Raw genomic sequence first — 26,177 nt, 5'->3', positions numbered from 1 at the left:
ATGTCAATAGTTTAGGTTTTCAGAACAACCTTAATCGTATCCGGATCTCCGGCATTTACGGTTTTGAAGGTGCATTCCACTTTTTCCGCGCCGTCTTCGTTCGCAACGATAATCGGCGTGATGACCGGATAACCCGCATCGCGGATTTTGTCCAGATCGCATTCGAGAAGGGTTTGACCCGCTTTGAAGGAATCGCCTGTCTTCACAAGCGCTTTGAAGCCATCGCCGTTTAAGGCAACGGTATTGATGCCAACGTGAATAAGCAGCTGGAGTCCCGACGAATGCTCAATGATCAAGGCATGATGCGTGTCGATCAAATGGCTTACTACGCCGTCAAACGGCGCGATGACGCGGCCTTCCGTAGGCTCGATTGCAACGCCTTCTCCCATTAAGCCTTGCGCGAACGCTTCATCCGGCACTTCGCTGAGCGGAACAAGCTTGCCGCTAAGAGGCGCGGCTACGTTAACGGAATTCGATTTTTTGCCAAACCATTTCATATGATCTTCTCCTTGCTATCCATGTTGTTGTTTGTCTATGTTCATTCTGCATCCACCGAACGGAACAACCGGTACAAATGCATGGCGAGATAACCGATCTCGTCGGAGGAGACCTTGACGTTTAGTCTTTCTCCGATCATCTGCGCGATTAATTCAGCCTTCTGATGCTCGGTAGGTATCTTGTGTTTAATCTCTGCGGAGAACGGATTTTCAGATTCCTTATTCTGCAGAATTCGTTCCATCATATAACGCAAATGCATAATTAGCCGGGCATAATCCGAGCCCTTCTTGGACAATGGCGCTTCCCGCCAGCTTTCGATCCGCTCTACGATCTCGTTCATCAGCTCCGTCAGCTGAACCATTTGTCCCGCGGTAACGGACCCTGCTGCCGAATACACGTGATACGTCAGAAAGCCGACTTCATCTTCAGGGATAATGACGTCGAATTTCTCGCTGATCATCTTGGCTGCCTTGGCGGCGATTTTGAACTCCTGGGGATAACACATCTTCGTCTCGTACAGGAAAGGATTGACGATTTCCATGCCGTTTCGTAACCGGTAGACGACAAACTGAATATGGCTCGGTAAGGCGAAATACACTTTCGGATCGACGGGCGTTCCCAGCCGTTCCCGAATCTCATCAATGATCTGCTCGGAGATTTGCACCACTTCCGGGTCCAATTCCTCCAGCAGAGAATGGTAATGCAGCGCTTTATCCCGATCGTCTAGCCGGTACCGCTTCTCGATTCGCGGGTCTTCGGCATCGATAAACTTCTGGCCTTTGCATGAGAAGCCAATGCCTTTGCCAAACAATACGTATTCCCTCGATGAATTCGGTTCCATCGTAAGGATGACATTGTTGCCAACGATCCGATCGATCCGAAGTTGTCCCGTAAGTCCCACGTCAATCCCTCCTCTCAGTAGTAAATTCCCCATTTTGAGCACAAAAAAACCAAGAAAAGACACCGCCGTATTCCGGGCGGATACTCTCCTTGGCTCATGCCTAGTCGAACTAGTAACATGCCAAAAGGCTTGTTATATATTTGGCTCGTTATCACTATAAATCATGCAAGCGTTTACGTCAATTGAAAAATATTCAATCTTAAATTCCTTCACGCTGATTCTTGAGACCTACCTTGCAAGAACCCTTCTATTTGGTTTTCATATAGTAGTAGATAAGGCATCCTTGAAGTCAAGCCTTCTTTTTTGCAAGTAAGCTTGACGTATGCTTCATAATTAGGCACAATTACTTACTAGATACTTCACTTACTATACGTATACTACTTACTTTACGTACATGAATAGGAATGGAAGCAATGTCAATCATTAGACTATCAAGATCACGGTGGCATTGCTGAGGAGGATATAAGGATGGGTTCATCAGGGTATGACGGAACGTTTGAGTTTGGCATTTACACATTAGGCGATCTTGCGATTGATCCCCGTACGGGCGGGCTCAAGAATGCAGGAGAACGGATGAAGGAAATTATCCAGGCAGCCAAAGTTGCGGATGAAGCGGGCATTGACGTATTTGGAGTAGGCGAGCATCACCGGCTGGACTTTGCTTTATCCTCGCCGCCGGTTATCCTTGCCGCAATTGCGCAGGCGACCTCCCGCATTCGTCTAACCAGTGCAACTACGGTACTAGGGACGGCGGACCCGGTACGGGTATTCGAGGATTTTGCGACGCTGGATCTCATATCGGACGGGCGTGCGGAGATTATCGCAGGCCGAGGCGCTTATATCGAATCTTTCCCGCTCTTTGGCTTTGAGCTGGATGACTATAAAGAATTGTTCGCTGAGAAGCTTGAATTAATGAGGCAGCTTAATCTGTCCGAACGGATTACATGGAGCGGCCGTCTCCGAAGTTCACTGGAAAATGCCGAGATTGCGCCACGCCCGGTGCAGCCGGCTATCCCGGTCTGGGTCGGCGTAGGCAGCACGGCGGAAAGCGCGGCTTTGGCCGGCCGGCATGGGGCAGGCATGGCACTGGCGCTGCTTGGCGGAGAACCGTCGAAATACAAGCATCTTGTAGACTGTTACAAGGAAGCGGGCATCGCTGCCGGCTACCCGGAAGAAGCGCTGCGGGTAGCGATTACCGGCCACTGTTATGTGGCGAAGACAACGGAGCAGGCGCTGGACGAATTTTATGCCGGCTATTCGGTGTATTACTCCCAGTTCATGGGAGGCAAGGAGAACGGAACTCCGCTCTCGCGGGAGGATTTCGAGAAGCTGGCGGGTTCGCTTGCGATCGGCAGTCCGGAGCTGATTGCGGAGAAGATTATCGCCCAGCACAAGCTGTTTGGCCATTCCCGCTTTATGGCCCAAATGGACATTGGCGGCATGCCCGCTGCGCAGGTAGAGTCATCTATCCGGCTGCTGGCGAAGGAAGTTGCGCCGCTTGTGCGGGAAGCCCTGCAAGTAAAGGTTTAGTTAAACGTCAAACGATTGCGTGAAAACTGACTATTCATACTAGACAACTCGGAAAAAGAGCGTTATACTCAATCCAATCATTTAAAATTTAATGGAATAAGGATCTTCGGGGCAGGGTGAAATTCCTGACCGGCGGTAAACGCTAATCTCTGCCTGGCAGAGGATAGCAAAGCCCGCGACTCCCTGAGCTGACAAGCAGCAAGGGGACTGACTTGGTGCAACTCCAAGGCCGACGGTATAGTCCGGATGATAGAAGATCGCTTAAGTAAGCCTGCGGAAGGCGGGAAACCGCCCCTATGCATGTTTATTTGAGTTGGCCCCGATTCGCGCATTACCAAGCGGATCGGGGCTTTTTATTGCATAGCGAAACCGTCTGCTGCTCTTCTAGCCGAAGGCGCGGCCGTAACGCTTGCTCCGTCCTGTATTCAGAAAGGGTACTCATTATGAGCAATGTCACCGCATCACCACTTCTTCGTACCAAATCTCCCGTTAAGCCGGAGTTTTGGCTGGTTGTCCTTGGAGCCGCGCTGTGGGGCGTGGATCCGGTATTTCGCATTATTTTGCTGAAAACATTAACGTCTACCCAGATCGTGCTGCTGGAGCATATCATTTTGTTCATTGCCGCAGCGCCCGTGTTATGGAAGTTCCGCGCGGATCTTCGCGGGGTTCGGCTTCGTCAGCTTGGCGCGTTGCTGTTTGTTTCGTGGGGCGGCTCGGCGTTGGCAACGATTCTGTTCACGCAAGGTCTCGTACATGGCAATCCCAATGCGGTACTGCTGCTGCAGAAGCTGCAGCCGCTCTTCGCGATCGTGATGGCAAGGATCTTATTGAAGGAGCTTCTGCCCAAAAAAATCGGACCGTTGCTCATTCTTGCCATTGTCGGAACCTATTTGCTGACGTTTGGTTTTACGCTTCCCTTTGGCCATGTTAATGAATTTGTTCAGGTTGGCAGCCTGCTGTCGCTAGGCGCTGCGGCATTATGGGGCGGCTCGACGGTTATGGGGCGTTATCTGCTTGGCAGCATGAAATACGAGACGGTTACTTCTCTAAGATTTATGCTGGCTTTGCCATTGCTTCTCGTGATTACCTGGTCGGAAGGAGCGGCATGGAAGCTGGCGGAAGGGACGGACTTGTTAGCCGTTATCGTCAATCTTCTGCTTCAAGCTTTGCTTCCGGGTCTGGTCAGCCTGCTTGTCTATTATAAAGGGCTAAGCAAGATCAAGGCCTCTTATGCGACGATCGCCGAGCTAAGCTTCCCGATGGTAGGCGTTCTTCTGAACTGGACGGTATTTGGCCAAGTGATTACCAGCGCGCAGATTGCAGGCTTTGTGTTTATCTGGTTTACGTTATTTTTCATTTCCAGGCAGCAGAATTAAGCTTGGAACTATTGCCTTTAACCGCTTTCACATCGGGTCAATTACTGATATACTGCGGTTGGAGGTGTAGGAAATAATGGAGAATAGAACGATCAAATGGGGCATTCTCGGTGCCGGCTGGATTGCGTCCCAATTCGCCCGCGATTTGGCTTTTGCCCAGGATGCAGAGCTAAGCGCGGTAGGCTCACGCTCACTCGAGAAGGCGGAAGAGTTCGCCGGGAAATTCGGCGGCAAACGCGCGTTTGGAAGCTACGAGGAGCTGGTGAACGATGCCGAGATCGACATTATTTATGTCGCGACTCCTCACCCGTCCCATAGGGAACATGTTCTGCAATGCCTGCGCGCGGGCAAAGCGGTATTATGCGAGAAGCCGTTTACGGTTAACGTAAAAGAAGCAGAAGAAGTCGTGCAATACGCAAGAGATAACCGCATCTTCTTGATGGAAGCGATGTGGACGCGGTTCCTGCCGGTCATCCGCAAGGTCCGTGAATGGATTGCAGAGGGCCGTATCGGCGATGTTCGGCTGCTGAAGGCAGACTTTGGCTTCCGTACCGGAGTTAACCCGGAAGGCCGTTTATTTAAACCGGCTTTGGCTGGCGGCGCGCTGCTGGATGTCGGCATTTATCCGCTGTCCTTCGCTTCCATGTTATTTGGCGGGACTCCGAAGCAGATCCTTAGCACCGCTCATCTTGGCGAGACTGGCGTAGACGAGGAGAACAGCATCCTGCTCTCTTACGAAGGCGGTCAGACCGCTTTGCTGAGCTCGGCCATCCGTCTGAACTCGGGCAGCGATGCTTACATAATGGGGACAGAAGGCTCTATTAAGATTCCTTCCTTCTTTAATGCCAAATCCGCAACGCTTGTTGCTGCGGACGGTACGGAAGAAACCTTCTCGGATGACCGCACGACGCTTGGTTACGTGTACGAGGCTGAAGCGGCAGGACAATATCTCCGTGAAGGCAAGCTTGAGAGCGAGGTTATTCCGCTGGACGAAACCCTGCAGCTGATGCGGATGATGGACGAAATTCGCGGGCAATGGGGACTGCGTTATCCATTTGAATAATAAATGAAGAAAAGGACCGGTTCTGTGCCGGTTCTTTTTGTCTTAGAATAAAAAAGTGGCCCGCATTCGGGATACGGGCCCAAGAGACAAGCTATATCAAATAGGGAGTATGGTCATTATGTTCTACCAAGATTAAACAAAGCTGAAAAGTACATTAGTTTCACATAAAAAATAAGGGCAATGGTCCATGAAGCTAAGGTATAATGATCTCTATATTGTTTGCCATTTGCCGGAGGGGGAATTTCCACATGGAAAATATCAATTTTTGTATGGCTTGCGGAGATAAGCTGGAAGTAAGGGAGATTGGCGGGGAGGACCGCAAGGCTTGTCCAAGCTGCAGCTTTGTTCATTGGGGCAACTACAGTATCGGAGTAGGCGCATGCGTCGTTAAGGATAACAAGGTTCTTCTGGTCCGCCGCGCCCATGAGCCGGGAAAAGGCTATTGGACAACGCCGGGCGGTTATATTGAACAGTTCGAACAGATTAGAGGCTCGGTTGCCCGCGAGGTATGGGAAGAAACCGGCGTTCGCGCGATCGTGTCCAAAATTATCGGCATCCGTGACCGGCCTCATTCTGTGCATGATGTCTACATTACCTTCGAAATGGAGTACATAGACGGCGAGCCTCGCCCGGACGGAGTGGAAGTAGACGGCGCGGGCTTCTTCAGCCTCGAAGAAATGGAATCGATGAACGTCGCCGACTTGACTGCCTGGCAGGTCGATCTCGCTCTCAACGGCGGCGAAGGCGGCCTGACCGAAGACACCAAACCAATCCGCGACAGCCTTAAGAAGTACGGCTTGTACCGGGCTAAGTAAGTAGAGGAGCCTGTCTATGATCCTTGTAAGCTCCTGTCTGGCGGGACTTGAAGTCAGATATAACGGCACACACTGTTTAAACAGCAAGATAAGGGAATGGGTCGAGCAGAAAAAGGCGATGACGATCTGCCCGGAGCTGATGGGCGGGTTTACAACGCCAAGAGAGCCCGCGGAGATTATCGGCGGGAACGGGGAAGACGTTCTGGACGGAAATGCTCTAGTTATCGAGCGTTCCGGTAGAGACGTGACGGAGTTGTACGTAAAGGGAGCTAAGGCGGCCCTTGATGTCGCACGCGAGCTTGGAGCAACCGTAATTGTCTTGAAGGAAAACAGCCCATCCTGCGGCAGTTCCTTCATCTATAATGGCGAGTTCGTCGGCAAGCGTATCGCGGGCAACGGCGTTACGTCGGCGCTTCTTAAACGCCATGGCTTCAAAGTGATCTCCGAAGCAGAACTAGCCCACGAGTTCCTATAAAAAAACAAGAGCCCCGGATTCAATTCCGGGGCTCTTCGCTTATTCCCACTCCCACGCCCGATAAACAGGTGTGCGACGAAGCATTTGTGATGTTAAAAGTGCGGAAGGAAAGGATCTTCTGGAGGAGCGCAGCGCTTGCCTTTGGTCTCGTGGGAATACACCTAATCAAATTCATTCAGAATCCCACGAGACCAACAGCAACCGGAAGAAGATGCTTTTCTGCAGCATGCTTTTAATATTACATCTGCTTCGTCTTAAACAACCTGTTTATCGATCCGCCATTATTAATGATCCGCAATGCATTCGCCAGTAGATCCGCCATTGGCAGAACGACAAACTTGTCCGAATGGTTCGGGTCAATCGCGATCGTATCCGTAATAACAACCTCTTTGATGAAAGGATGCGTCAGCTTCTCGAGCGCGTTCTCCGAGAACAGGCCATGCGTGGCGCATATATAGGCGTCGTTGGCGCCGCGCTTATTCAAAGCCTCCACAACCTTGATAATCGTGCCGCCCGTATCGATCAAATCCTCGATGATAATCGGCGTCATGCCTTCGACTTCGCCGATAATATGCGTGATTTTGGATGTATTGTGGGCAGGACGGTTCTTGATCATAATCGCGAACGGACAGTCCATGTAGTTGGCAAGCTTCTCCGCCGTCGTTGCGCGTCCCGCATCCGGCGAGACAACGACAGGGTTCTTAATGTTTTTGCTCTTCAAATAATCCGTGATCAGATCAAGGGCGGTAATATGATCGACTGGAATTTCAAAAAAGCCCTGAATCGGATCGGCATGCAGGTCAACCGTAATGAGACGGTCAGCGCCAACGGTCGTCAAGACATCGGCAACCAGCTTGGCCGAAATCGGCTCGCGCGGAGCGGATTTCCGTTCCTGACGAGCATAACCGTAATATGGCATGATGATATTGATTGTTTTTGCAGAGGCCCGTTTGGCCGCATCAATCATAATCATAAGTTCAACAAGATGCTCATTCACCGGATGAGACAGTGACTGAACGATATAAACATGGGCCGAGCGAATCGACTCTATGTAACGCAAGCTGATTTCTCCGCTTGCCAGCCTGGAGATCTCAATGTCTCCAAGAGGAACATCAAGTTTTCGGCATAGCTCTTCCGCGAGCGGGCGGTTCGAGGAGCCGGAAAAGATTTTTACATTTTGCATCCGCTTGTCTCCTTACGTTCATTATACAGATAGTCCCATTATAGCCTTTCCCCAAGCAAATTCAAAATTACCATGTACCCAAGTGCAGCGGTTTAACTGTACTTGGAACTTAAACAAATAGAAAAGCGGTCTTGAAAGTCCGCTTTGGACCTTCAAGACCACCTGTTTTACGGTTATTTCGCTACGATATCCTGAATTGCTTTTTCCAGCTTGTCGAAGAGCTGGTCTTTGTTAATTTGTCCGCCTTGGTACTCTTGCATTGCAGCGCCCCAGCCTTGCGGCACGCCGTCCGGGTAACGGCCCCAATGCCAGCCGCCGGCAGTTGCTGCTTGCTCGGATACGGCAACGCCCATTTGACCGATTTCATCCGCTGTAGGTTTGATGGAAGTCAGTGCAGGGATGAACTTGAATTCTTTTGTCAGGTACGATTTGCCTGTATCCGAAGTAACCATCCAGTTCAGGAACTTTTTCGCTTCTTCGGCGTTTTTGGATTTGCTGTTTACGATCCAGAAGTTTGCTGGACCCGTGTAGATATGGGCGTTGCCGCTGTCGTCGATCGGAATAGGGAGCAGGCCCACGTTCAGCTTCGCTACTTTGTCCACGTCGCCTTGAATCCAGTTGCCTTGTTGGATCATCGCTGCTTTGCCGGATGCGAAGTTCGCAACTTGCGTCGCATAGTCGGTTGTCAGCTTGTCTTTCTGGCTGTATTTGAACACAACGTCAACGTAATTAATCCATTTCTTGAACACATCGTTGTCTTTAAAGTTTGCGCTGCCGTCTTTTGTTCCGTTGATGAAGGCGATTGGATCCGGCTGCTCAGCAAGACCAACGTTGATCGTGTGGTGACCGATCGACCACCATTCGTTTGTTGTCGAGAACGGCGTGATGCCTGCTGCTTGCAGTTTTTTCGCTGTGTCTTCAAGCTCAGTCAATGTCTTAGGAAGGGTAGTGATGCCGGCTTTCTCAAACAAATCTTTGTTATAGAAAATGCCGTAGCCTTCGATGTTCATCGGCATGCCGAGCAGCTTGCCGTCAACTTGTGCAGGGCCTGCCGCCGCAGGAATAACGTCTTTTGCCCAAGGCTCGCCGGACAAGTCCGTCGCGCGGTCATAATAAGCTTCAAGTGCCGCATAACCTTCGGAGTTAAAGATCTCCGGTTCGGAGCCGGAAGCGATTTCAGCCTTCAGCAGGGCATTGTAGTCTTCGCCGCCGCCATGCGTTTCGACTTCGACCTTAACGCCGGTTTCTTTCTCATATTCTTCAGCCATGCGGTTAAGCGCGTCGGCGATTTCCACTTTGAACTGGAATACTTTGATCTTGACGTCTTTCTTTGGAGCCGTAGAAGCCTCCGTTGTTGCACTCGCGGATTCAGATGGCTTGTTGCTTGCTTCGGAGCCCGAGTTACTGCCGTTGTTGCTGTTGTTACCGCAGCCGGCAGCGGTCAAAGTCAGGATCGCTGCAGCGAGAAGAATAGAAAGCTTTTTCATTTCGTTAACCTCCCCATGGTTTGTCAAGCTTTAGCGGTTCTCTTTACAAGTTTGATTATATGGAAGCCTAAAGCCAAGAAACACAGACGTTTTTGTCGTGAAAAGTGCAAAATATTGATTTCACCCTTTGAGCGATCCCGAAGAGATCCCCTCGATAATATGCTTTTGCAGCATAAGGAACATGATAATGATAGGCGTAATGCCCATAGTCAGACCGGCAAGAGCAAGATCCCATTGCTTCGTATATTGCCCGAAGAAGCGGGTAATCGCGAGCGGTATGGTCGTCAGATCCTTATTGGAACCGATGATCAGCACCGGCAGCAGGTAGTCGTTCCAGATCCACAGGCCGTTAAGGATAATAACCGTCACGATAATCGGGCGAAGCAGCGGGAAGACGATCTTCCAGAACACGCCGTAAGGCGAACAGCCGTCCACTACGGCCGCTTCTTCGATCTCAAGCGGCACGCTTTTGATAAAGCCGTGGAACAGGAAGACCGAAAGCGATAAGCCAAAGCCGAGATAACAGATGACGATGCCAAACAGATTGGCCCTGAGCTCGAGGAAGCTCGTTACGCGTACCAGCTGAAGCATAACCGACTGGAACGGAATGATCATGGCCGAGATGAATGCTGTGAACAGGATTTTGTTAAACACGGTCGGCTTGCGGACAAGCCGGTAGCCCGTCATGGCGCTGATGATCACTATGCCGGTCACGCTGATGCCGGTAATCAGGACCGAGTTCAGCAAAGCTTTCGGAAATTTAATAATATCCCATACCTTCGAGTAATTCGAGAACAGGTACTTGTCCGGGAGCGAGGCGGCGTCAACCATAATCTCGCCAAGCGCTTTTACCGAATTGACAAGAACGAAGTAAAAAGGAGCAATGAAGAGCAGAGCGAGCAAAATAGCTGCAGCTGCTACGGCCCAAAGCCGGGAACGGGAAGCTGTCATTTACGCTTCTACCTCCTTCCGTTTGGTCAGCCACACTTGCGTGACGGCAATGATGGATACGGCAAAGAAGAACAGCATCGCTTTGGCGGTGCCAAGCCCGTAACGGTTGTTGACAAGCGCCTCCGCGTAAATGTTATAAGCAAGCGATTGGGTGGAAGTACCCGGACCGCCTTTTGTCAGGGAAAGGTTCAGGTCGAACATTTTGAACGCGCCGGATGTCGTCAGGAACAAGCAGACCGTAATGGCCGGCATCATAAGCGGCATGATCACTTTGCGGACGGTTTGGAAGTAGGTCGCTCCGTCAATCGTTGCGGCTTCCATCAAATCCTTCGGTACGCCAACGATAGCCGCGATGTAAATAACCATCATGTAGCCGGTTGTCTGCCAGACGAAGACGATAACGAGTCCCCAGAAGCCTGTCTCCGGCGTGCCAAGCCACGGAAGCTCGAACAAGTGCCAGCCTGTCATTTCGCCGATTGTTTTGAAGCCTTTCGTGAAAATGAATTGCCAGATGTAACCAAGCAGGATGCCGCCAATGACGTTAGGCAGGAAGAAAATCGTTCGGAGCGTGTTGCGCCCCCGCATTGGGCGGGTCAGCAGAAGCCCCAGGATAAGAGCCAGAATATTAGTCACGACCACGGTCACGACGGTAAATTTCAGCGTGAATTTAAAGGATGCCCAAAACTTGTCATCGTTCGTAAAGATGCGGTGGATATTATCCATGCCGATCCATTTCGCTTTGTCGAGATCCAGGCCATTCCATTCCGTGAAGGAAAAGTAGAAGCCAAGCAGGAACGGAATTAGCACGATAATCGTGAAGACGATCATGCCCGGTCCGATAAATACAAGCTGCTGTATCCATTCGTTTGATCTTTTTCGTAAGTTCAATTGGAGTCCCCCTTCGTAATGCGTCTTTAAGTATCGGTGTATAGCTAGACTATAAACAGTTATTGAAATTTGAACCACCGATAGATATGATGGGTTAGGTGTAATATATTGACCTTGGGGGTAGGACGTCATGTTTGCGTTCGCAACAAGCATTAACCGGAAGCTGATGGCGCTCTTGCTGGCCGTCACGATTATTCCGATTACCGTATCGATGATTATCTCGAATTATTACATCAAGGATAAGGTGACGCAGCAGTCGATTCACGAGAACCAGAACCTGCTTGCGCTTGGCAAAAACAACATCCTGGGCTATATGGACAAAATCAACGACAACTCGCTTGACGTGTACCTCAACATCAATAAGTCCAATTCGCTGTATGCCCTGATTGAGCGGGGACAGTCGCCAAACGTAAACGTCCCGTTGTTCGACGAGAAAAATAATTTGCAGATTTACTCCCATATGTTGAACATTTATCAGTCCACAAACGGGATCCATCAAATTCAGCTGCAGATCGGGGATGGGAAGCTGACGTATCTGATGGCCCGCGGATTTTTCCGCAGAGGAATCAATCAGCCGCTGGAATGGCCGGCGGAGCATGGCACAAGCCCGAAGCCGTTTGTGGAGGCTACGCATACAAGCGCGCATTACAATTTGGATTGGAGCCATGCCGTCAAAGAGGAAAGCGTTTTCACCCTGCGCCGGCCGATTATCCGCACGCCAAGCGACGAAGTGATCGGTTATTTGTCGATGGACGTCAAGTCGGACGAGCTGAATCAGATTTGCAGGAAGCTGACGATGTCTTCGGAAGAGCAGCTGTATATTATCGACCGGAGCCGCAATTTCGTATGCTCGGTGAACGGGCGGGAAGACCAAGACCAGCTGAAATGGACGGACCAGGTTCTTGCCTCCAAGCAGGAAAATGGCGTGATTAAATGGAAAGACCAGTCTTTTTCTGGCATTGTCATTTATGATACACTCAGTACCAATTACATGGACTGGGTTGTTGTGAAGCAGCTTCCGTACTCGTATTTGTACGAGAGCGCAACGGCAATCCGGACGATTAATACGTCGGTTATCGCGATCTTTATGGTGCTTGCGGTTATCGCAAGCTTCCTCGTCAGCTACCAGTTCACGAAGCCGATCAAGCGCCTTATCGGGCATATCAATCAGGTGCAGTCCGGGAATTTCAACGTCGTGGTGCCGGTTGACCGGAAGGACGAGATCGGCATATTGGCAAGGCGTTTCAATACGATGATCCAGACGATCCGGGATTTGATCAATAGCGAATACCGGCTCGAAATTGCCAATAAGACGAATCAGCTGAGAGCCATGCAGGCGCAGATCAATCCGCATTTTCTGTACAATGCCCTGCAGTCGATCGGGACGCTTGCGCTTCATGCCGGGGCGCCCAAGGTATATACGCTTATCACTTCCATTGCGAAAATGATGCGGTACAACATGAACACGAGCGAGTCCATTGTGCCTTTCTCGATGGAGCTGAATCACGCGAAGGCGTACCTTGAGTTGCAGCAGCAAAGGTTTAACGAACAGCTGACCGTGCATTACGATATCGATCCGGCTTCCCTCTCGGTGCAGGTGCCCAAAATGCTGCTGCAGCCGCTCGTCGAGAACTACTTCAAGCATGGCTATGAAACGTCAGGACGCAGCGGCGTTCTCCGGCTGTTCTCTGAGGTAACCGACGACGGAGGCTGGCTGACGATTCGGATTGAGGATAACGGAAGCGGGATGGATCCCGATAAGCTGCGGGAGCTGAGGCAGCTGTTATTCCGTTCAACCGGAGCGCTGCTCGAGGAGCAGAAGAGCATCGGCATCAGCAACGTATGGATGAGGCTGAAGCTTTACTACAACGAGGAAGCGGAAATGAGCATTGATTCTTCGCCGTCGGGCGGATTTGCCGTGACCTTGCGAATACCTGTGCAAGAGCTGGAGGAACGAGCATGAAAATACTCATTGTAGACGATGAACAGCATGTACGCGAAGCGGTCAAGCTGCTGATTGATTGGGAGCAGCTTGGCATCAGAGAAATCTATGAAGCCGATAACGGTGATTCCGCTATTGAAATGCTGGGGAACATCCAGCCGGAAATTGTCATTACCGATATGCGAATGCCGAACCGGGATGGGGTAGAGCTGCTGGCCTGGATGAAGGAGCAGGGGCGAAAAAGCAAAACGATCGTTATCAGCGGCTATGACGATTTCCACTTGGTACGCAGCTCGATGAAATACGGCGGTCAAGATTATTTGCTGAAGCCGATTGATCCGGAGCAGCTGATGGAGGCTCTCCAGAAAGCGAAGCAAAGCTGGGAGCAGGAGGATCAAGCCCGCAGGCTTGATCAGCAGCGCAGCATCGAGATTAATCAGATTAAGCCCGTGTACCGGGATAAGCTGTTCTCCACCATGATCAGCGAAGCCGGGGGTGGCGGGCACGTGACGGTTCCTGCCGTGCTGAAGGAGGAGTTTCAGCTTGACCGTTCCACCGAGTGCCAGGTCATTATTCTTAGCACGGGGATGCTCGAGCCTCAAATCTCCCGTAAATTTGAGGGCAACCGCGATCTTCTTACTTTTTGCCTAATCAATGTGTGCAACGAAATATTAAAGCAGAAAAACGGCGGCTTTGCGTTCCGCTATTGGAACAGCGAGCATGAGATCATTATCTTGCTCTGGGACCGGCTGGCGGATTGGGAGAATTTGCTGGCGCTTATCACGGAAGGAATCGTTAAGTCGATTCATGGACGGTTCCATTACGGAGTGGGACGCAAGCAGGCTTTTCCAACGGGGTTATCGTTGTCGTACCAGGAGGCAAGAGCCGCGCTGAAGCAGCGCAATCTGCTCAAGGACAACAGCTATATTCATTGCAGCGAGCAAGGCTCCAAGGCCGGGATTCATTCCTTGAGCATTGCCGCTTACGAGGAGCGGTTCCGTCTTGCGGTATGGAGCGGCAAGGAGAAGGATATGGAGGCAGCCGTGGACAGCTTCCTGGAAAATGCGCGGCTGCTTCCGGTTATTACCCAAGAGCAGATTGAGCTGTGGCGCTTCGAATACGAATCCATGCTAAGCCGCTGGCGGCAGGAGCTTGCCGCCAAGCAGGACATTCAGGTGGGTGCGGAGCCGGCTCCCGGTCTGCCGTTATATGTATTGCTGGATGAGCAGGGCAGATTGTCCCTGGAGTTATGCAGGCGCGAGCTGCTGAACGGGCTTACCGCGTTTGCGGCATTAACGGGGGCCGGCGGCAATAAAGAGCATAGCATTATGCGGGACATCGCCAGGTACATGGAGCAGAATTATAATCGCGAGGTTACGCTGCAGGATATTTCCGAACGATTTTACCTGAGCAGAGAATATATTTCCCGCCGCTTTAAGCAGGAGATGGGGGAGAATGTCTTTGATTACCTGGGCCGTATCCGTGTCGAGAAAGCAAAGCTGCTGCTGCAAAATCCGAATCTGAAGATCGCCCAGATCGCCGAGATGGTCGGTTACGACGACGATAAATATTTCAGCAAGGTGTTTAAGAAGTTTGAGGGGCAGTCGCCTAACCAGTACAGGAAATTGTGAGGCGCATGGTCAAATTACGATGAAATGGTACGGTAAAACTGCGCAGTCGAATGTTCTTCCAATCGCTGTTGTTCCCGAATTCCTTGAATTTAAATTGTAATGGTGGGAATCCGGGAACAAAGGCGAACGCTCCGCTTTTCCAGAATCATTCGAGCAGCTTCGTTATACCAACCATTTTGAAATTTGAAAAAGCGATCACAAAAGAAAAAAGAATAAAAAAGAAAGAAGGAGCTGGCCCTTGCGGCAGCTCCTTTGTTTTGTTAGTTAGTTTTTGCGGGGTAGCAGGATTGGTTGGTTATTCAATCATGTTTTTTGTGGCGTGATACATGTTCTCGGCGTATTTGTCGATATCGTCGCGTGACATGCGGAGACGGTCTACCGATGTGCCGTAGCCGATCTCGGATTTGCCTTCCTGGAGTCCTTGGAAGATGCCGTCGGCAAAGGCGTCGAGAGGTTCGCCGTGGAAATGGAGGCCCGCGCCGCCCAGATCGGTATTAACGGCCGGAGGGGCAACCTCGATGACCTCTACGGAAGTCGCCGAGAGCTGATGTCTCAAGCTGATCGTAAAGGAGTGGAGGGCAGCCTTTGTAGCGGAATAGATCGGTGCAATGGCAAATGGCGTAAAGGCCAGACCGGATGTTACATTGATAATAGCCGCGTTCTCTTTTGCCGCGAAAAACGGAGCAAACAGCATCGCAAGATGGAAAGGCGCTTCAATGTTTGTTGTCAATTCTTTATTGAAATAGGCCCAGTCGTTCTTTACATCCGCTTTTAACACGCTGAACCGCTGCTGAATTCCCGCATTGTTAACCAACACGTTGGTCGCCGGATAATTCGTGGTCACCCAATCAAACAGGGCAATCCGCTCAGCTTCATTGCTCAAATCGCTGGCTCTGGTAATAAGGCCGGGCAGCTTATCTTGCGCGGCTTGAAGCACTTGCTCGCGCCTTCCGGTTACAATAACCGTATTTCCCGCTTTCATAAATCGTTCCGCGAATGCTAATCCAATCCCCGTGCTTCCGCCTGTAATAAGTATCGTATTTCCCGTAAGCTTCATGTTAGCGCCTCCTGCGTTTGTTTGATATAACGTTGTATTTTTACTTCGATTCCCTCAAGGGATTCCGTCATTAAAGCCATTTGAGCCAGCACAGTCTTCTTATGCTTGTTCAGCATGTCAAGACGAAGACTAACCGTGCTTGCGCCTTCAATGACCCAATCGATATATTGCTTGATATCATGGATGGGCATATTCGTGTTTTTTAAACACATGACCGTTCCAAGCAATGTCATTTGATCCTCCGAAAATAATCTTCTGCCCGCATGATCACGCTCAATTAGCGGGAGAAGCCCTTTTTTCTCATAATATCGAATCGTTGATTCAGGTATATCTAACTTGGCAGCAGCTTCACCAATCGAATAATAGTTCATCTGGAGTCCTCCAATTTGTTGTCGACGGGAATATCATACGACTTAAACCTTGGTTTAAGTCAAGCGAAATAAAAAAAGAATTTTGTGCCTTTTACCGTCATGGTAAAATACCCCATATAGCTTATTTCTACATGGAGGTGTATTTAAATGACGAATGGGATTTCACTTAGGCAGTTATCCAGCCTGGACGAGGCCGAGATGTTGAATAAGGAATTTGCAGCGCATTTTCCGTGGTATAGGCAAGGCGATTATTATATGAGATGCTTGGAAGAGAACCGCTCAGGGAAACGAATAACCTTGATGGCCTTTTACGGGGAGGAGCTGGCGGGTTGTTGTCATCTGATCTACGAATCCAAATACCCGTATTTTGCCGAACAGAAGATACCGGAAGTAAACGATTTAAACGTATTTCAAGAGTACAGGAGAAAGGGGATCGCCAGCAAACTGCTGGACGAGCTGGAGAACAGGGCATCTGAAACATTCAAGCATATTGGGCTTGGCGTCGGATTATATAAGGATTACGGGAATGCCCAACGATTGTACGGTCAACGGGGGTACATGATGGACGGCAACGGGCTGACCTACAATAATGTCGAGGTTAAACCCGGCACCGATGTATTTGTAGATGATGAGCTGCTGATCTATCTGATTAAAGAGCTGTGAACGACCAATGCTGAGGAAAAGAAAGGGGTGTCCCACTGGTCATAACATGACGATAGGACACCTCTGCTTCGTATGGGCACCTTAGCCGGCGATCGGTACTCCTCCGTTCAAATGCGGCAGAAAAGCTCACTGTTGCGCTAAAATGTCCGCAGGTCGTACGTATGAGCGCGAAATTCCTCATTAATTAGTGAGGCTTCCTCATTACAGGCATGAGACGAAAAAAAACGCCGCAGGAGTGAACCTGAGGCGTTCATACAAAAATTAATGCGGTTTGCATTCTTCCGAGCAGTGACGCTCATGCTCCGCTTCGCATTCCTCGCAGCAGATATGACGTTTGTCGCAGGTCACATTCGCGCAGTTCACGTAGCGGTCTTCCGGTTTGCCGCAATGATGACATTTGCCGATGACGACATCCTCTTCCGTCCGGTTGATCGGCACGGAAATCCGGTCGTCAAATACGTAGCATTTGCCGTCCCATAAACGGCCCTTCACTTCCTCATCCTTGCCGTAGGTCACGATGCCGCCCTCCAGCTGAGCAACGTCCGTGAAGCCTTCTTCAAGAAGAACTCCCGTGAGCGTCTCGCAGCGGATGCCGCCCGTGCAATACGTAAGGATGGGCTTATTCTTCGCATCCTCCGGCAGGTTCTTGCGAATCCATTCCGGAAACTCGCGGAACGACTCAACCGTCGGGCGGATCGCTCCGCGGAAGTGTCCGATATCGTATTCGTAGTCGTTCCGTCCGTCTATGATAATGACATCATCCTGCTGGAGCTGCTCGTAAAATTGCTTCGGAGACAGGCGTTTGCCCGTCAGAACATTCGGGTCCATCTTTTTCTTGTAACGCAGCGTGACAAGCTCGTTCTTGTGGCGTACGAACAGCTTTTTGAACACATGTCCTTCGGACTCGTCAATCTTGTAGGTAATGTCCTTAAATAAAGGATGTTCGTTCATATAAGCCATATAGGCATCCGTCTGCTGGGTGGTGCCGGAGCAGGTGCCGTTAATGCCTTGATCGGAGATGAGAATCCGGCCCTTAAGGCCAAGCTCTTTGCAGAAGCGAAGATGCTCGGCCGTTACTTGCTCGGGATTCTCTATATGCACGTATTTATAATAAAGCAGAATGCGGTAAGGTTTATTTTCGGTCATTGGCTTACTCTCCAAAAAACTGTTTGATTTCCTCTTGCACGGCTTCTTCCACCTGTTTGAGGCATTCTTCCTTGGTGCCTGCGTAAATCCGGGTCTCATTTACCATCGCATAAGGCCTTGCGCGGCACAGATTGCACATATTGAGGCAATCCGTGCGCATGACCGCGGCTTCCGGAAATTTCTCCTCCAGCTCCTCAAGCGGCAGCAGCGCCATTTCGTTGCGGGTGCATACCTCAACAACAACTAGACCTAGTCCCATCGCTTATCACCGACCAGAAATAACTTTCAATTTGCGTGCCTCGTCGTTCACTTTGCATTCCGGCGCGCAGTAGCTTTCATGCTCCGCTTCGCATTCCGGACAGCAAATATGCTTGCGATGGCAGAGATCGTCCGCGCAGTTGATGTAGCGGTCTTCCGGCTTGCCGCAGTGGTAACACTTGCCGACGATAATATCTTCGTCCGTCCGGTTGATCGGCACGGAAATACGCTCGTCAAATACGTAACATTTGCCGTCCCACAGACGGCCTTTAACCGTATCGTCTTTCCCGTAAGTGATAATGCCGCCCTCCAGCTGATTGACATCCGAAAAGCCTTCTTCCAGAAGAACGCCCGTCAGCGTCTCGCAGCGGATACCGCCTGTGCAATACGTCAGAATCTTTTTGTTCTTCGCGTCCTCCGGCAGATTCTTGCGGATCCATTCCGGGAACTCGCGGAACGACTCGACCGTAGGGCGGATTGCGCCACGGAAGTGTCCGATATCGTATTCATAATCGTTGCGGCCGTCGATAATAATAACGTCGTCGCGCTGCAGCTGCTCATAAAACTCGACAGGCTTAAGATGCTTGCCCGTGCGTACGTTTGGATCCAGCTTCTTGTCGTAACGAAGGGTAACGAGCTCTTTCTTGTGACGAACGAAGATTTTCTTGAACACATGACCTTCGGATTCATCAATCTTGTAGACCATATCGGCAAACAGCGGGTTCTGGCGCATGTGCGCAATGTATGCATCCGTCTGCTCAACAGTGCCGGAGCAAGTGCCGTTAATGCCTTGCTCGGAGATCAGAATACGGCCTTTAACGCCAAGATCCTTGCAGAATTGAAGATGCTCCGCGGTAAGCTCTGCAGGATTGTCGATGTGAACATATTTATAGTACAAAAGGATACGGTAAGGTTTGTTTTCACTCATGTCTAACGCTCCATTATATAAGATTATCATTATATGTTAAAACTCTTAAATCACTTAGTCAACAACGATTCCAAGGCATTCTGTTGAACATTCATGGCAATACTCCACAATAGAACTTATTCGTTTCCAAAGCAATGGAAGAATGTTCTATTTGGCGATAAAACAAACCCCTAGAGGCGGCCCGCACAACTTTGAATGACTTCGATACGGGTTTTCTCAATGGTTCATTACCTCTTTAAGGAAAATGGACGAGCTCGTCGGCAAAGTAGCGTCCTTTCGGGTAACAACGCCGATCGCTCGGGAAGGCAAAGCCTCCGTCAATTTTACCTCGAGCAACGTTCCGTTATCCAGCTCCTGCTGGGCAAAACGGCGGGTAAGAAAAGCGGTGCCGTACCCCCGCTGCGCGAATTCGATAATCATCTCCGTGCTGGTCAGCTCAATGTCCGGTTCCTTATAAATACCATGGCCGGCGAGCCATTGCTCGACAAACAGCCGGGTACTGCTGCCGGCCGTTGGCAATAATAGAGGAAGCTTTAGCAGTTCGCGGACCGAAACCGCATCGCCTGCCAGCTCCTTATAAGCCTCTCCAACAAGGAAACAGTCTTGAATGGGCATCAGCGGCCGAATGGCCAATTCCTGATCGTAGAACGGCAAATGGACAAAGCCAAGGTCGATATTTTCTTCCTTCAACTGTTTGGAGATTTCGTTTGTCTTGCTTTGCTGTAGACGAATGCGAACATTCGGATGCTCCGCATGGAACTTATCTATATAAGGAAGCAGAATATGCTTGATAATCGGGCCGCTCGCTCCGATGCGAAGGTCGCCTCCATGCAGATTGGCAAGCTCCAAAAGCTTTCGTTCGCCGCACTCGATAAGATGGAAGGATTGCTCGATATAGTCCAGCAGCGCTTTGCCTTCAATGGTAAGCTTCACGCCTTTGGAGCCGCGGTCGAACAATTTGACGCCAAAGGACTCCTCCAGCTGCTTGATCGCATAGCTGACCGATGGCTGAGTGACGTGAAGGATTTCGGCCGCTTTCGTGAAGTTGCCCGTTCTTGCCGTGTATAAAAATATCCGGTAGCTTTCCAAGCTATTTATTCGATTTGGCATAAACCCTCTCTATCGCAAGGCTATTGAATTGTGATTTCATTTATCGCACATTTGAAATTATAATGAATTTAATCGATATAGTCAAAAGAGAAAGGTTGGTTTTTTATATGTCAGGAAGCAGCTTTGGCACACATTTCAAAATGACCACGTTTGGCGAATCCCACGGCGAGGCGGTAGGCGTTATTATCGACGGCGTTACTCCCGGAGTAGAGTTGACCGAAGCGGATATTCAGGTACAGATGGACCGCCGCAAGCCGGGCCAATCCTCGGTTACGACACCTCGCAAAGAATATGATATCATCCGCATTTTGTCCGGCGTTTTCGAAGGCAAAACAACAGGCGCTCCGCTGGCCGTTATGCTGAATAATACCGACATGAAATCTAAAGACTATGAGGCGAACCGCAAGCTGTTCCGTCCGGGTCATGCCGATTTTACTTACGTTCAAAAATACGGCCATCGCGATCACCGCGGAAGCGGCCGTGCTTCGGGCCGCGAAACGGCGGGCCGCGTCGCTGCAGGCGCTATTGCGCGCAAGCTTCTGGAACGCCGCGGCGTATCCATCGTGGCGTACACGAAAGAAGCTGGCGGCATCAAATGCGAGACGTTTGACGCAACCGTGATCGAGAAAAATCCGATGCGCGCGGCTGATCTGAACGCAGCCGAACGAATGGTAAAGCTCGTGGAGGATCTGGCGGCTAAAGGCAACAGCTGCGGCGGCGTAGTGGAATGCATCATCCGCGGCGTGAAGCCGGGTATCGGCGAGCCGGCTTTTGACAAGCTCGACGCGGAACTCGCAAAAGCGATGCTGTCCATCGGTGCGGTTAAAGGCATCGAGTTTGGCGCGGGATTTGCGGCAACAACCATGTTCGGCAGCGAACATAACGATGAAATGGATGCGAACGGCTTCTTGACCAATAATGCCGGCGGCATTGTGGGCGGCATCAGCACGGGGCAGGATATTGTTTTCCGTATCGCGGTAAAACCAACCTCGTCGATCTCGCTTCCGCAGCAAACGGTTGACGAAGACGGCAACGAGCATACGATCCAAACGATCGGGCGCCATGATCCGTGCATCTGCCCGCGCGTGGTACCTGTCGTTGAAGCGATGGCATGCATGGTGCTGGAGGATTTGTACAAACGCCATACGGCTTTGCATGATTAATTTTATTTTATCGATAAATATTACATCCCTCGCAAAAAATAAACTATAATGATTGGTGTTATGGTTTATTACGCAAGAAAGAAGGGGAATTGGACTTGACGCCGTTAGAATTTCTGACTACATTGCTGTCCATCGTATTTATAGATCTTATATTGGCTGGAGACAACGCGATTGTGATCGGAATGGCGGCAAAACGGCTTCGTAAGGATACGCAGAAGAAAGCAATCCTGTATGGAACCTGCGGGGCCATTCTGCTTCGGATTGTTGCAACCATCCTGGTTGTATATCTTCTTCGGATACCTTGGCTTCTTGTTGCGGGAGGAATGATTCTTCTCTGGATTGCTTACAAGCTGCTTGTGCAGGAAGAAGAGCATGAGAACATTAAGGCGGGAAATACGCTTTGGGCTTCCGTGTGGACGATTATTGTAGCGGATGCGGCAATGGGTCTGGATAACGTTATCGCCGTTGCGGGTGCCGCTCAGGGACATACGCTGTTAGTCATCATAGGGCTGATCATCAGTATTCCGATTGTAGTATGGGGAAGCACATTGTTTATCAAGCTGCTCGGCAAATTCCCTTGGATTATTTATGCAGGCTCGGCCGTGCTGGCTTATACGGCATCGAAGATGATTACTCATGAGCCGGCGTGGAAGGCTTGGTTCGAAGAAAATCAGGTCGTCAAGTGGCTCGTTATCGCCATTGCGGTAGTTACGGTGCTTGGAGCTGGGTTCTGGGCGAACGAATGGAAGAAGAAGCATCCCGAAGCCGCGCACGAATAAAGCTGGAAAACCGACGTTAGAGCGGACAAGCTCTAACGTCGGTTTTTTGTTTTTTTCAAAGAAGAATACACTGATTTTTATACCTTTATCCCTGATATTTGCATAGAGCTTTCCCCGTTGTTCCCGTACAATGGGCATGGTCGGATTTCAACAAGATAAGCATACCGCGTAATTCAGGTAACAGGTACAAGTCAACAGGATAAGAAAGGAGGAGCAGACGGATTCCCCATCTTTACCTATGATTGTTACTATGAATTGGAGGTTGAAAATGATGCAGGCCATACGCCGCAAACATCCTTTGGCAAAGCTTCTCCTTATATGCTTACTCTCTACCTTACTCGTACCGCTACATATGACTCCCGTACTTGCCGCAGACACGGCTGTTGTCGATGAAGATTTCTCTGACTATCCTATTAGCGCGCTTACAATTGGAAGCGGTAACAATTGGGCGAAGGAAGGAACGGCTCCGGTTGTCGAGGTCGTTAACAATCCGGATACCAATCAACAATACGCCGCGATCAGCCATGATCTGACCGGCTCCTCTTATTTCGGTCAACGTTTTACGCCCCAAACCGGGGGGATGATTCTGCAGTTTGACGTTAATATGCCTTCGAGCAAAGGCGGAACCTTCTGGGTCATGGAAGGGAAGGTTAACGCGACAAACGCAGCCGTTACCCGCATGGTGATGGACGGCGGCGTGATCAAAATGCAGAATGGACCAACCCTCGTCACGTATGACTCGACGCATTGGTACCGGTTTACGTTCGTTTACAATATCCCGCAAAAAAAATATACCTTATCGATCAAGGATTTAAATACGGGTAATACGGTTAACTCAAGCGAAAACTTCTACAGCGCAAGAGAACGGATCAGCAGCATAGGCTTCTTCACCAATGCGGGCGGAGGCCGGTACAACCTGGCCAATATGAAGGTAATGGCGCTTGATCTGGCTTTGGCCAGTGTGCAGCTTAAGGCCGGCGATTATGTTCCTTCTTTTGCTTTTGACCCGACAAATAATAATTACTCCATCGATGTGCCTTATTCCGCAAACGCTCTGACCGTGACGCCAACGGCAAGCTATACGGAAGGCGTTGAGGTCAGTGTTGGCAACTCTGCTGTTGAAAGCGGTTCCTCGATTGATGTGCCGATTAACGGAGCTTCATCGCCCGTGAGCATTACGGTTGCTTCCAAACAGTATAAGGATGTAGCCCGTACTTATACGATTAATGTCAATAAGCTGGGCAAGGCTCCCATTGTAACGAATCTTGCCGCGGAGGGCCATGACGGCAAGGTGCTGATCGGCTGGAAGGCGCCGATCGATCCGGCTTACAAAGAGGCCAATATTTACGTCGTAAATGAGGACGGCACGGAGACGCTGGCCGCTACGGCGCCAAAAAGAACGTATATCGCTTCAGTGGACGGCCTTGATAACGGCACGGAATATACGTTTGACGTCAAGGCTGTTTACGTGTATGAGGGAGAAGAGCTGACAGAGTCCGCTCCCGTTACCGTAAAGGCCAAGCCGCAGCTGCTGCCGGCCCGGCATATGGAAGACTTGGATCGCGGGCTTGTAGCCGTAGAGCAGGATGGACATGTCTTCCTCTCTTGGAGATTCCTTGGCACGGAACCGGACAATATCGGCTTTAACGTATACCGTGGCGGGGTTAAAATCAACTCCGCTCCGGTTCAATCCGGCACAAACTACGTGGATGAAGCTGGAACGGAAGATTCCTCCTATTATGTCCGGGCGGTTGTGAACGGTACGGAGCAGGAGCCGTCCGAAACGGTACAGCCGTGGAATGCGAATTATTTGAGCGTACCGCTCGATAAGCCTGCCGATGGCGTGACCAGCGCTGGCGAAGCGTACACTTACCGTGCGAATGACGCATCCGTAGGCGATCTGGACGGGGACGGCAAATACGAAATCGTGTTGAAATGGGATCCGAGCAACTCGAAGGACAATTCCCAGGCGGGTATTACCGGCAATACGTATCTGGACGCGTACAAAATGGACGGCACGCGTCTATGGAGAATCGACATGGGTCCAAATATCCGTTCAGGTGCCCATTATTTGCATCCGATGGTGTATGACCTGGATGGAGACGGCAAGGCGGAGGTAGCAGCCCGTACCGCCGACGGAACGGTTGACGGCAAGGGAACCGTAATCGGTAACGCTACTGCCGATTATCGCAATTCAAGCGGTTATGTGCTTGACGGGCCGGAGTTTTTTACTATTTTCGAAGGCTTATCAGGCAAGGAGCTTGCTACGGAAAACTATGATCCGCCAAGAGGCAATATCGGAGACTGGGGAGATACGTACGGCAACCGGATTGACCGCTTTGGCGCGGCGATCGCTTATTTGGACGGAGTACATCCGAGCCTGATCCTGCAGCGCGGTTACTACACTCGGATGGTGCTGGTTGCGTACAACTGGAGAGACGGAGAACTTAGCAAGGTGTGGAGGTTTGATTCGCCAAACCCGGGTTACGGACAAGGCAACCATCAACTGAGCGTGGCGGATATCGACGCGGACGGCAAGGACGAGATCGTAACCGGCAATACGGCGATTAACGATGACGGCACTTTGCTGTGGAATACGAAGCTGGGCCATGGCGACGCCATGCATCTCGGCGATCTCATTCCTTCCCATCTTGGACTTGAGCTGTGGACGGTGCAGGAGGAGACCGGTGCTCCGTATTCGGCAACGATGATTGACGCGCGGACAGGGAAGCCGTTATACGGACAGCCACAGATTGGCGCGGATACCGGCCGGGGCTTGTCGGCTGACGTGGATCCAAGATACGTGGGCGAAGAGTCCTGGGCCATTGACGCCACAAAGTCTGCCGCAACGGAAAATAACACCAGCGGCTTTATGTTTAACGCGGAAGGCACCAAAATTTCTACCCAAATCCCTACCTCCAACTTTGCGATCTGGTGGGACGGCGATTTAAGCCGCGAGCTGTTGGATCATGATTGGAACGCTGCAACAGGCAATGGCGTGCCGAAGATTGACAAATGGGATTACGAGAATAGCTCGCTTGACCGGTTGGAGACGTTTACCGGTACGTATTCCAATAACGGAACAAAAGGCAACCCGTCTCTGCAAGCCGATCTGCTCGGCGACTGGAGAGAAGAGGTCGTTTTAAGAACGGAAGACAGCAGCGCGCTTCGCATTTACACAACGACGGACGTAACGGACCAAAAGATCCGCACGCTGATGCATGATCCGGTATATCGGTTAGGCATAGCTTGGCAGAACACCGGCTATAACCAGCCGCCGCATACAAGCTTTTACCTGGGTAACGGAATGGAGAAGCCGGATGCGCCAAACATTTACCTCGTGGACAACACGGCCCCAGCTACAACCGATAATGCGCCCGCAGGTTGGGTTAATCGTAATGTGACCGTAAACTTAACGGCGAATGACAGCATTTCCGGCGTTAACGCTACTTATTATACGTTGGACGGAGGAGCCGAGCAGAAGGGGACTACCGTTCAAATAACGGAGGACGGTGTCCATACCCTTGTTTATTGGAGCGAGGATCATAAGGGGAATGCGGAAGCCCCGCATACGGTTAAGATCCAGATCGATAAGACAGCGCCTGAGCTGAGTGTAGTACTGGATAAAACGGAGCTATGGCCGGCTAATCATAAGCTGGTTGACGTAAAAGCCGTTGTGAAAAGCACGGACCTTGCGTCAGGCGTCGATTCGGTCGTATTAACCTCCATTACAAGCAACGAGAAGCTTGCGGAAGGAGCGAATGCGGATATTCAAGGGGCAGAATTCGGTACGCTTGATCAAGCCTTTAAACTTAGAGCAGAGATGTCCGGCAGCAAAAATGGACGTACGTATACGATCAAATACACAGCAACGGACAAAGCAGGCAACGTAACGGAGAAGTCCGTAACGGTTATTGTGCCTCACGATCAGTCCGGCACAAAGGGATAGGGGATAAATAAAA

Annotated in this window: 24 protein-coding genes and 1 riboswitch; of the genes, 12 read left to right on the top strand and 12 right to left on the bottom strand. The window is 50.6% G+C overall.

The window, feature by feature from the left end; genetic code table 11:
• Window positions 1-11 precede the first annotated feature (11 nt).
• Together WFK81_RS15030 and WFK81_RS15025 are read right to left on the bottom strand one after the other, a co-directional pair.
• On the bottom strand, window positions 12-497 hold the full coding sequence (locus WFK81_RS15030) for a PTS sugar transporter subunit IIA (RefSeq protein ID WP_336787204.1): 486 nt from the start codon (window positions 495-497) through the stop codon (window positions 12-14).
• A gap of 41 nt (window positions 498-538) precedes the next feature.
• Window positions 539-1,432 (bottom strand): PRD domain-containing protein, encoded by an 894-nt coding sequence (locus tag WFK81_RS15025; protein WP_336787203.1) that lies wholly within the window; start codon window positions 1,430-1,432, stop codon window positions 539-541.
• Between the two features lie 435 nt (window positions 1,433-1,867).
• On the opposite strand from WFK81_RS15025, the gene WFK81_RS15020 reads away from it, so the two are divergent.
• From WFK81_RS15020 to WFK81_RS15000, 5 genes are all read left to right on the top strand, one after another.
• The gene (locus tag WFK81_RS15020; RefSeq protein WP_336787202.1) at window positions 1,868-2,929 is read left to right on the top strand and encodes an LLM class flavin-dependent oxidoreductase; all 1,062 of its coding nucleotides are present in this window, start codon (window positions 1,868-1,870) and stop codon (window positions 2,927-2,929) included.
• Between the two features lie 98 nt (window positions 2,930-3,027).
• A riboswitch (FMN riboswitch) is annotated at window positions 3,028-3,191 on the top strand.
• A gap of 181 nt (window positions 3,192-3,372) precedes the next feature.
• A complete protein-coding gene (locus tag WFK81_RS15015; RefSeq protein WP_336787201.1) occupies window positions 3,373-4,305 on the top strand; it encodes a DMT family transporter in 933 nt (310 codons plus the stop codon).
• Window positions 4,306-4,381: 76 nt separating this feature from the next.
• Window positions 4,382-5,368, top strand: a complete 987-nt coding sequence (locus WFK81_RS15010; RefSeq protein WP_336787200.1) for a Gfo/Idh/MocA family protein — start codon at window positions 4,382-4,384, stop codon at window positions 5,366-5,368.
• A 248-nt stretch (window positions 5,369-5,616) separates the two neighbouring features.
• A complete protein-coding gene (locus WFK81_RS15005) occupies window positions 5,617-6,183 on the top strand; it encodes an NUDIX hydrolase (RefSeq protein WP_336787199.1) in 567 nt (188 codons plus the stop codon).
• A 16-nt stretch (window positions 6,184-6,199) separates the two neighbouring features.
• Window positions 6,200-6,658: a DUF523 domain-containing protein gene (locus WFK81_RS15000; protein ID WP_336787198.1), complete on the top strand. Its 459-nt coding sequence runs from the start codon at window positions 6,200-6,202 to the stop codon at window positions 6,656-6,658.
• 238 nt (window positions 6,659-6,896) lie between these two features.
• On the opposite strand, the gene WFK81_RS14995 is transcribed toward WFK81_RS15000, so the two are convergent.
• The 4 genes from WFK81_RS14995 to WFK81_RS14980 form a co-directional block, all read right to left on the bottom strand.
• A complete protein-coding gene (locus WFK81_RS14995; protein ID WP_336787197.1) occupies window positions 6,897-7,841 on the bottom strand; it encodes a ribose-phosphate diphosphokinase in 945 nt (314 codons plus the stop codon).
• 173 nt (window positions 7,842-8,014) lie between these two features.
• On the bottom strand, window positions 8,015-9,328 hold the full coding sequence (locus WFK81_RS14990; protein WP_336787196.1) for an ABC transporter substrate-binding protein: 1,314 nt from the start codon (window positions 9,326-9,328) through the stop codon (window positions 8,015-8,017).
• A gap of 120 nt (window positions 9,329-9,448) precedes the next feature.
• Window positions 9,449-10,279: a carbohydrate ABC transporter permease gene (locus tag WFK81_RS14985; protein ID WP_336787195.1), complete on the bottom strand. Its 831-nt coding sequence runs from the start codon at window positions 10,277-10,279 to the stop codon at window positions 9,449-9,451.
• Window positions 10,280-11,167, bottom strand: coding sequence for a carbohydrate ABC transporter permease (locus WFK81_RS14980; protein WP_336787194.1), 888 nt, complete (start codon window positions 11,165-11,167; stop codon window positions 10,280-10,282).
• 130 nt (window positions 11,168-11,297) lie between these two features.
• Between WFK81_RS14980 and WFK81_RS14975 the strand changes: the two genes are divergently transcribed.
• The 3 genes from WFK81_RS14975 to WFK81_RS14965 are packed head-to-tail and all read left to right on the top strand — an operon-like array spanning window position 11,298 to window position 15,063.
• Complete coding sequence (locus tag WFK81_RS14975; RefSeq protein ID WP_336787193.1) at window positions 11,298-13,130, top strand: cache domain-containing sensor histidine kinase; 1,833 nt, start codon at window positions 11,298-11,300, stop codon at window positions 13,128-13,130.
• Entirely contained in the window at window positions 13,127-14,740 is a 1,614-nt protein-coding gene (locus tag WFK81_RS14970) for a response regulator (RefSeq protein WP_336787192.1), read from the top strand. The genes WFK81_RS14975 and WFK81_RS14970 overlap by 4 nt, the downstream gene beginning before the upstream one ends.
• 50 nt (window positions 14,741-14,790) lie before the next feature.
• Window positions 14,791-15,063: a hypothetical protein gene (locus WFK81_RS14965; RefSeq protein WP_336787191.1), complete on the top strand. Its 273-nt coding sequence runs from the start codon at window positions 14,791-14,793 to the stop codon at window positions 15,061-15,063.
• Here the strand turns inward: WFK81_RS14965 and WFK81_RS14960 are convergent.
• Both WFK81_RS14960 and WFK81_RS14955 read right to left on the bottom strand, forming a co-directional pair.
• Window positions 15,036-15,797, bottom strand: a complete 762-nt coding sequence (locus WFK81_RS14960) for an SDR family oxidoreductase (protein ID WP_336787190.1) — start codon at window positions 15,795-15,797, stop codon at window positions 15,036-15,038. The genes WFK81_RS14965 and WFK81_RS14960 overlap by 28 nt on opposite strands.
• Entirely contained in the window at window positions 15,794-16,168 is a 375-nt protein-coding gene (locus WFK81_RS14955; RefSeq protein ID WP_336787189.1) for a MerR family transcriptional regulator, read from the bottom strand. Before WFK81_RS14955 ends, WFK81_RS14960 begins: the two co-directional genes overlap by 4 nt.
• Window positions 16,169-16,315: 147 nt before the next feature.
• Here WFK81_RS14955 and WFK81_RS14950 point away from each other — a divergent pair, with 147 nt between their 5' ends.
• Window positions 16,316-16,831 carry a GNAT family N-acetyltransferase gene (locus tag WFK81_RS14950; protein WP_336787188.1) on the top strand — a complete coding sequence of 172 codons (516 nt, stop codon included), beginning with the start codon at window positions 16,316-16,318 and terminating at the stop codon, window positions 16,829-16,831.
• A gap of 261 nt (window positions 16,832-17,092) precedes the next feature.
• Here the strand turns inward: WFK81_RS14950 and trhO (WFK81_RS14945) are convergent, their stop codons facing one another.
• The 4 genes from trhO (WFK81_RS14945) to WFK81_RS14930 form a co-directional block, all read right to left on the bottom strand.
• On the bottom strand, window positions 17,093-17,977 hold the full coding sequence (gene trhO / locus WFK81_RS14945) for an oxygen-dependent tRNA uridine(34) hydroxylase TrhO (protein ID WP_336787187.1): 885 nt from the start codon (window positions 17,975-17,977) through the stop codon (window positions 17,093-17,095).
• A 4-nt stretch (window positions 17,978-17,981) separates the two neighbouring features.
• Complete coding sequence (locus WFK81_RS14940; protein ID WP_336787186.1) at window positions 17,982-18,236, bottom strand: DUF1450 domain-containing protein; 255 nt, start codon at window positions 18,234-18,236, stop codon at window positions 17,982-17,984.
• Window positions 18,237-18,242: 6 nt separating this feature from the next.
• Window positions 18,243-19,163, bottom strand: coding sequence for an oxygen-dependent tRNA uridine(34) hydroxylase TrhO (trhO, locus tag WFK81_RS14935; protein WP_336787185.1), 921 nt, complete (start codon window positions 19,161-19,163; stop codon window positions 18,243-18,245).
• A 216-nt stretch (window positions 19,164-19,379) separates the two neighbouring features.
• Window positions 19,380-20,273, bottom strand: coding sequence for a LysR family transcriptional regulator (locus tag WFK81_RS14930; protein WP_336787184.1), 894 nt, complete (start codon window positions 20,271-20,273; stop codon window positions 19,380-19,382).
• Between the two features lie 107 nt (window positions 20,274-20,380).
• Between WFK81_RS14930 and aroC the strand changes: the two genes are divergently transcribed.
• The 3 genes from aroC to WFK81_RS14915 all read left to right on the top strand — a co-directional run bounded on the left by aroC (window position 20,381) and on the right by WFK81_RS14915 (window position 26,164).
• Entirely contained in the window at window positions 20,381-21,436 is a 1,056-nt protein-coding gene (gene aroC / locus WFK81_RS14925) for a chorismate synthase (protein WP_336787183.1), read from the top strand.
• Window positions 21,437-21,525: 89 nt separating this feature from the next.
• Window positions 21,526-22,215, top strand: a complete 690-nt coding sequence (locus tag WFK81_RS14920) for a TerC family protein (protein ID WP_442956061.1) — start codon at window positions 21,526-21,528, stop codon at window positions 22,213-22,215.
• A gap of 268 nt (window positions 22,216-22,483) precedes the next feature.
• The gene (locus tag WFK81_RS14915; protein ID WP_336787181.1) at window positions 22,484-26,164 is read left to right on the top strand and encodes a rhamnogalacturonan lyase family protein; all 3,681 of its coding nucleotides are present in this window, start codon (window positions 22,484-22,486) and stop codon (window positions 26,162-26,164) included.
• The last annotated feature ends 13 nt before the right edge of the window (window positions 26,165-26,177 follow it).

Source organism: Paenibacillus sp. MMO-177, from assembly GCF_037147795.1.
Classification (GTDB): Bacteria; Bacillota; Bacilli; order Paenibacillales; family Paenibacillaceae; genus Pristimantibacillus.
Note: the sequence above shows the minus strand (reverse complement) of the source record. Positions and strands in the feature narration are given on the sequence as shown.

What these genes read in the sequence shown, in the direction of transcription:
- WFK81_RS15030 (WP_336787204.1), bottom strand. Translation starts at nt 497, where the DNA reads ATGAAATGGTTTGGCAAAAAATCGAATTCCGTTAACGTAGCCGCGCCT.
- WFK81_RS15025 (WP_336787203.1), bottom strand. Translation starts at nt 1,432, where the DNA reads ATGGGGAATTTACTACTGAGAGGAGGGATTGACGTGGGACTTACGGGA.
- WFK81_RS15020 (WP_336787202.1), top strand. Translation starts at nt 1,868, where the DNA reads ATGGGTTCATCAGGGTATGACGGAACGTTTGAGTTTGGCATTTACACA.
- WFK81_RS15015 (WP_336787201.1), top strand. Translation starts at nt 3,373, where the DNA reads ATGAGCAATGTCACCGCATCACCACTTCTTCGTACCAAATCTCCCGTT.
- WFK81_RS15010 (WP_336787200.1), top strand. Translation starts at nt 4,382, where the DNA reads ATGGAGAATAGAACGATCAAATGGGGCATTCTCGGTGCCGGCTGGATT.
- WFK81_RS15005 (WP_336787199.1), top strand. Translation starts at nt 5,617, where the DNA reads ATGGAAAATATCAATTTTTGTATGGCTTGCGGAGATAAGCTGGAAGTA.
- WFK81_RS15000 (WP_336787198.1), top strand. Translation starts at nt 6,200, where the DNA reads ATGATCCTTGTAAGCTCCTGTCTGGCGGGACTTGAAGTCAGATATAAC.
- WFK81_RS14995 (WP_336787197.1), bottom strand. Translation starts at nt 7,841, where the DNA reads ATGCAAAATGTAAAAATCTTTTCCGGCTCCTCGAACCGCCCGCTCGCG.
- WFK81_RS14990 (WP_336787196.1), bottom strand. Translation starts at nt 9,328, where the DNA reads ATGAAAAAGCTTTCTATTCTTCTCGCTGCAGCGATCCTGACTTTGACC.
- WFK81_RS14985 (WP_336787195.1), bottom strand. Translation starts at nt 10,279, where the DNA reads ATGACAGCTTCCCGTTCCCGGCTTTGGGCCGTAGCAGCTGCAGCTATT.
- WFK81_RS14975 (WP_336787193.1), top strand. Translation starts at nt 11,298, where the DNA reads ATGTTTGCGTTCGCAACAAGCATTAACCGGAAGCTGATGGCGCTCTTG.
- WFK81_RS14970 (WP_336787192.1), top strand. Translation starts at nt 13,127, where the DNA reads ATGAAAATACTCATTGTAGACGATGAACAGCATGTACGCGAAGCGGTC.
- WFK81_RS14965 (WP_336787191.1), top strand. Translation starts at nt 14,791, where the DNA reads ATGTTCTTCCAATCGCTGTTGTTCCCGAATTCCTTGAATTTAAATTGT.
- WFK81_RS14960 (WP_336787190.1), bottom strand. Translation starts at nt 15,797, where the DNA reads ATGAAGCTTACGGGAAATACGATACTTATTACAGGCGGAAGCACGGGG.
- WFK81_RS14955 (WP_336787189.1), bottom strand. Translation starts at nt 16,168, where the DNA reads ATGAACTATTATTCGATTGGTGAAGCTGCTGCCAAGTTAGATATACCT.
- WFK81_RS14950 (WP_336787188.1), top strand. Translation starts at nt 16,316, where the DNA reads ATGACGAATGGGATTTCACTTAGGCAGTTATCCAGCCTGGACGAGGCC.
- trhO (WP_336787187.1), bottom strand. Translation starts at nt 17,977, where the DNA reads ATGACCGAAAATAAACCTTACCGCATTCTGCTTTATTATAAATACGTG.
- WFK81_RS14940 (WP_336787186.1), bottom strand. Translation starts at nt 18,236, where the DNA reads ATGGGACTAGGTCTAGTTGTTGTTGAGGTATGCACCCGCAACGAAATG.
- trhO (WP_336787185.1), bottom strand. Translation starts at nt 19,163, where the DNA reads ATGAGTGAAAACAAACCTTACCGTATCCTTTTGTACTATAAATATGTT.
- WFK81_RS14930 (WP_336787184.1), bottom strand. Translation starts at nt 20,273, where the DNA reads ATGCCAAATCGAATAAATAGCTTGGAAAGCTACCGGATATTTTTATAC.
- aroC (WP_336787183.1), top strand. Translation starts at nt 20,381, where the DNA reads ATGTCAGGAAGCAGCTTTGGCACACATTTCAAAATGACCACGTTTGGC.
- WFK81_RS14915 (WP_336787181.1), top strand. Translation starts at nt 22,484, where the DNA reads ATGATGCAGGCCATACGCCGCAAACATCCTTTGGCAAAGCTTCTCCTT.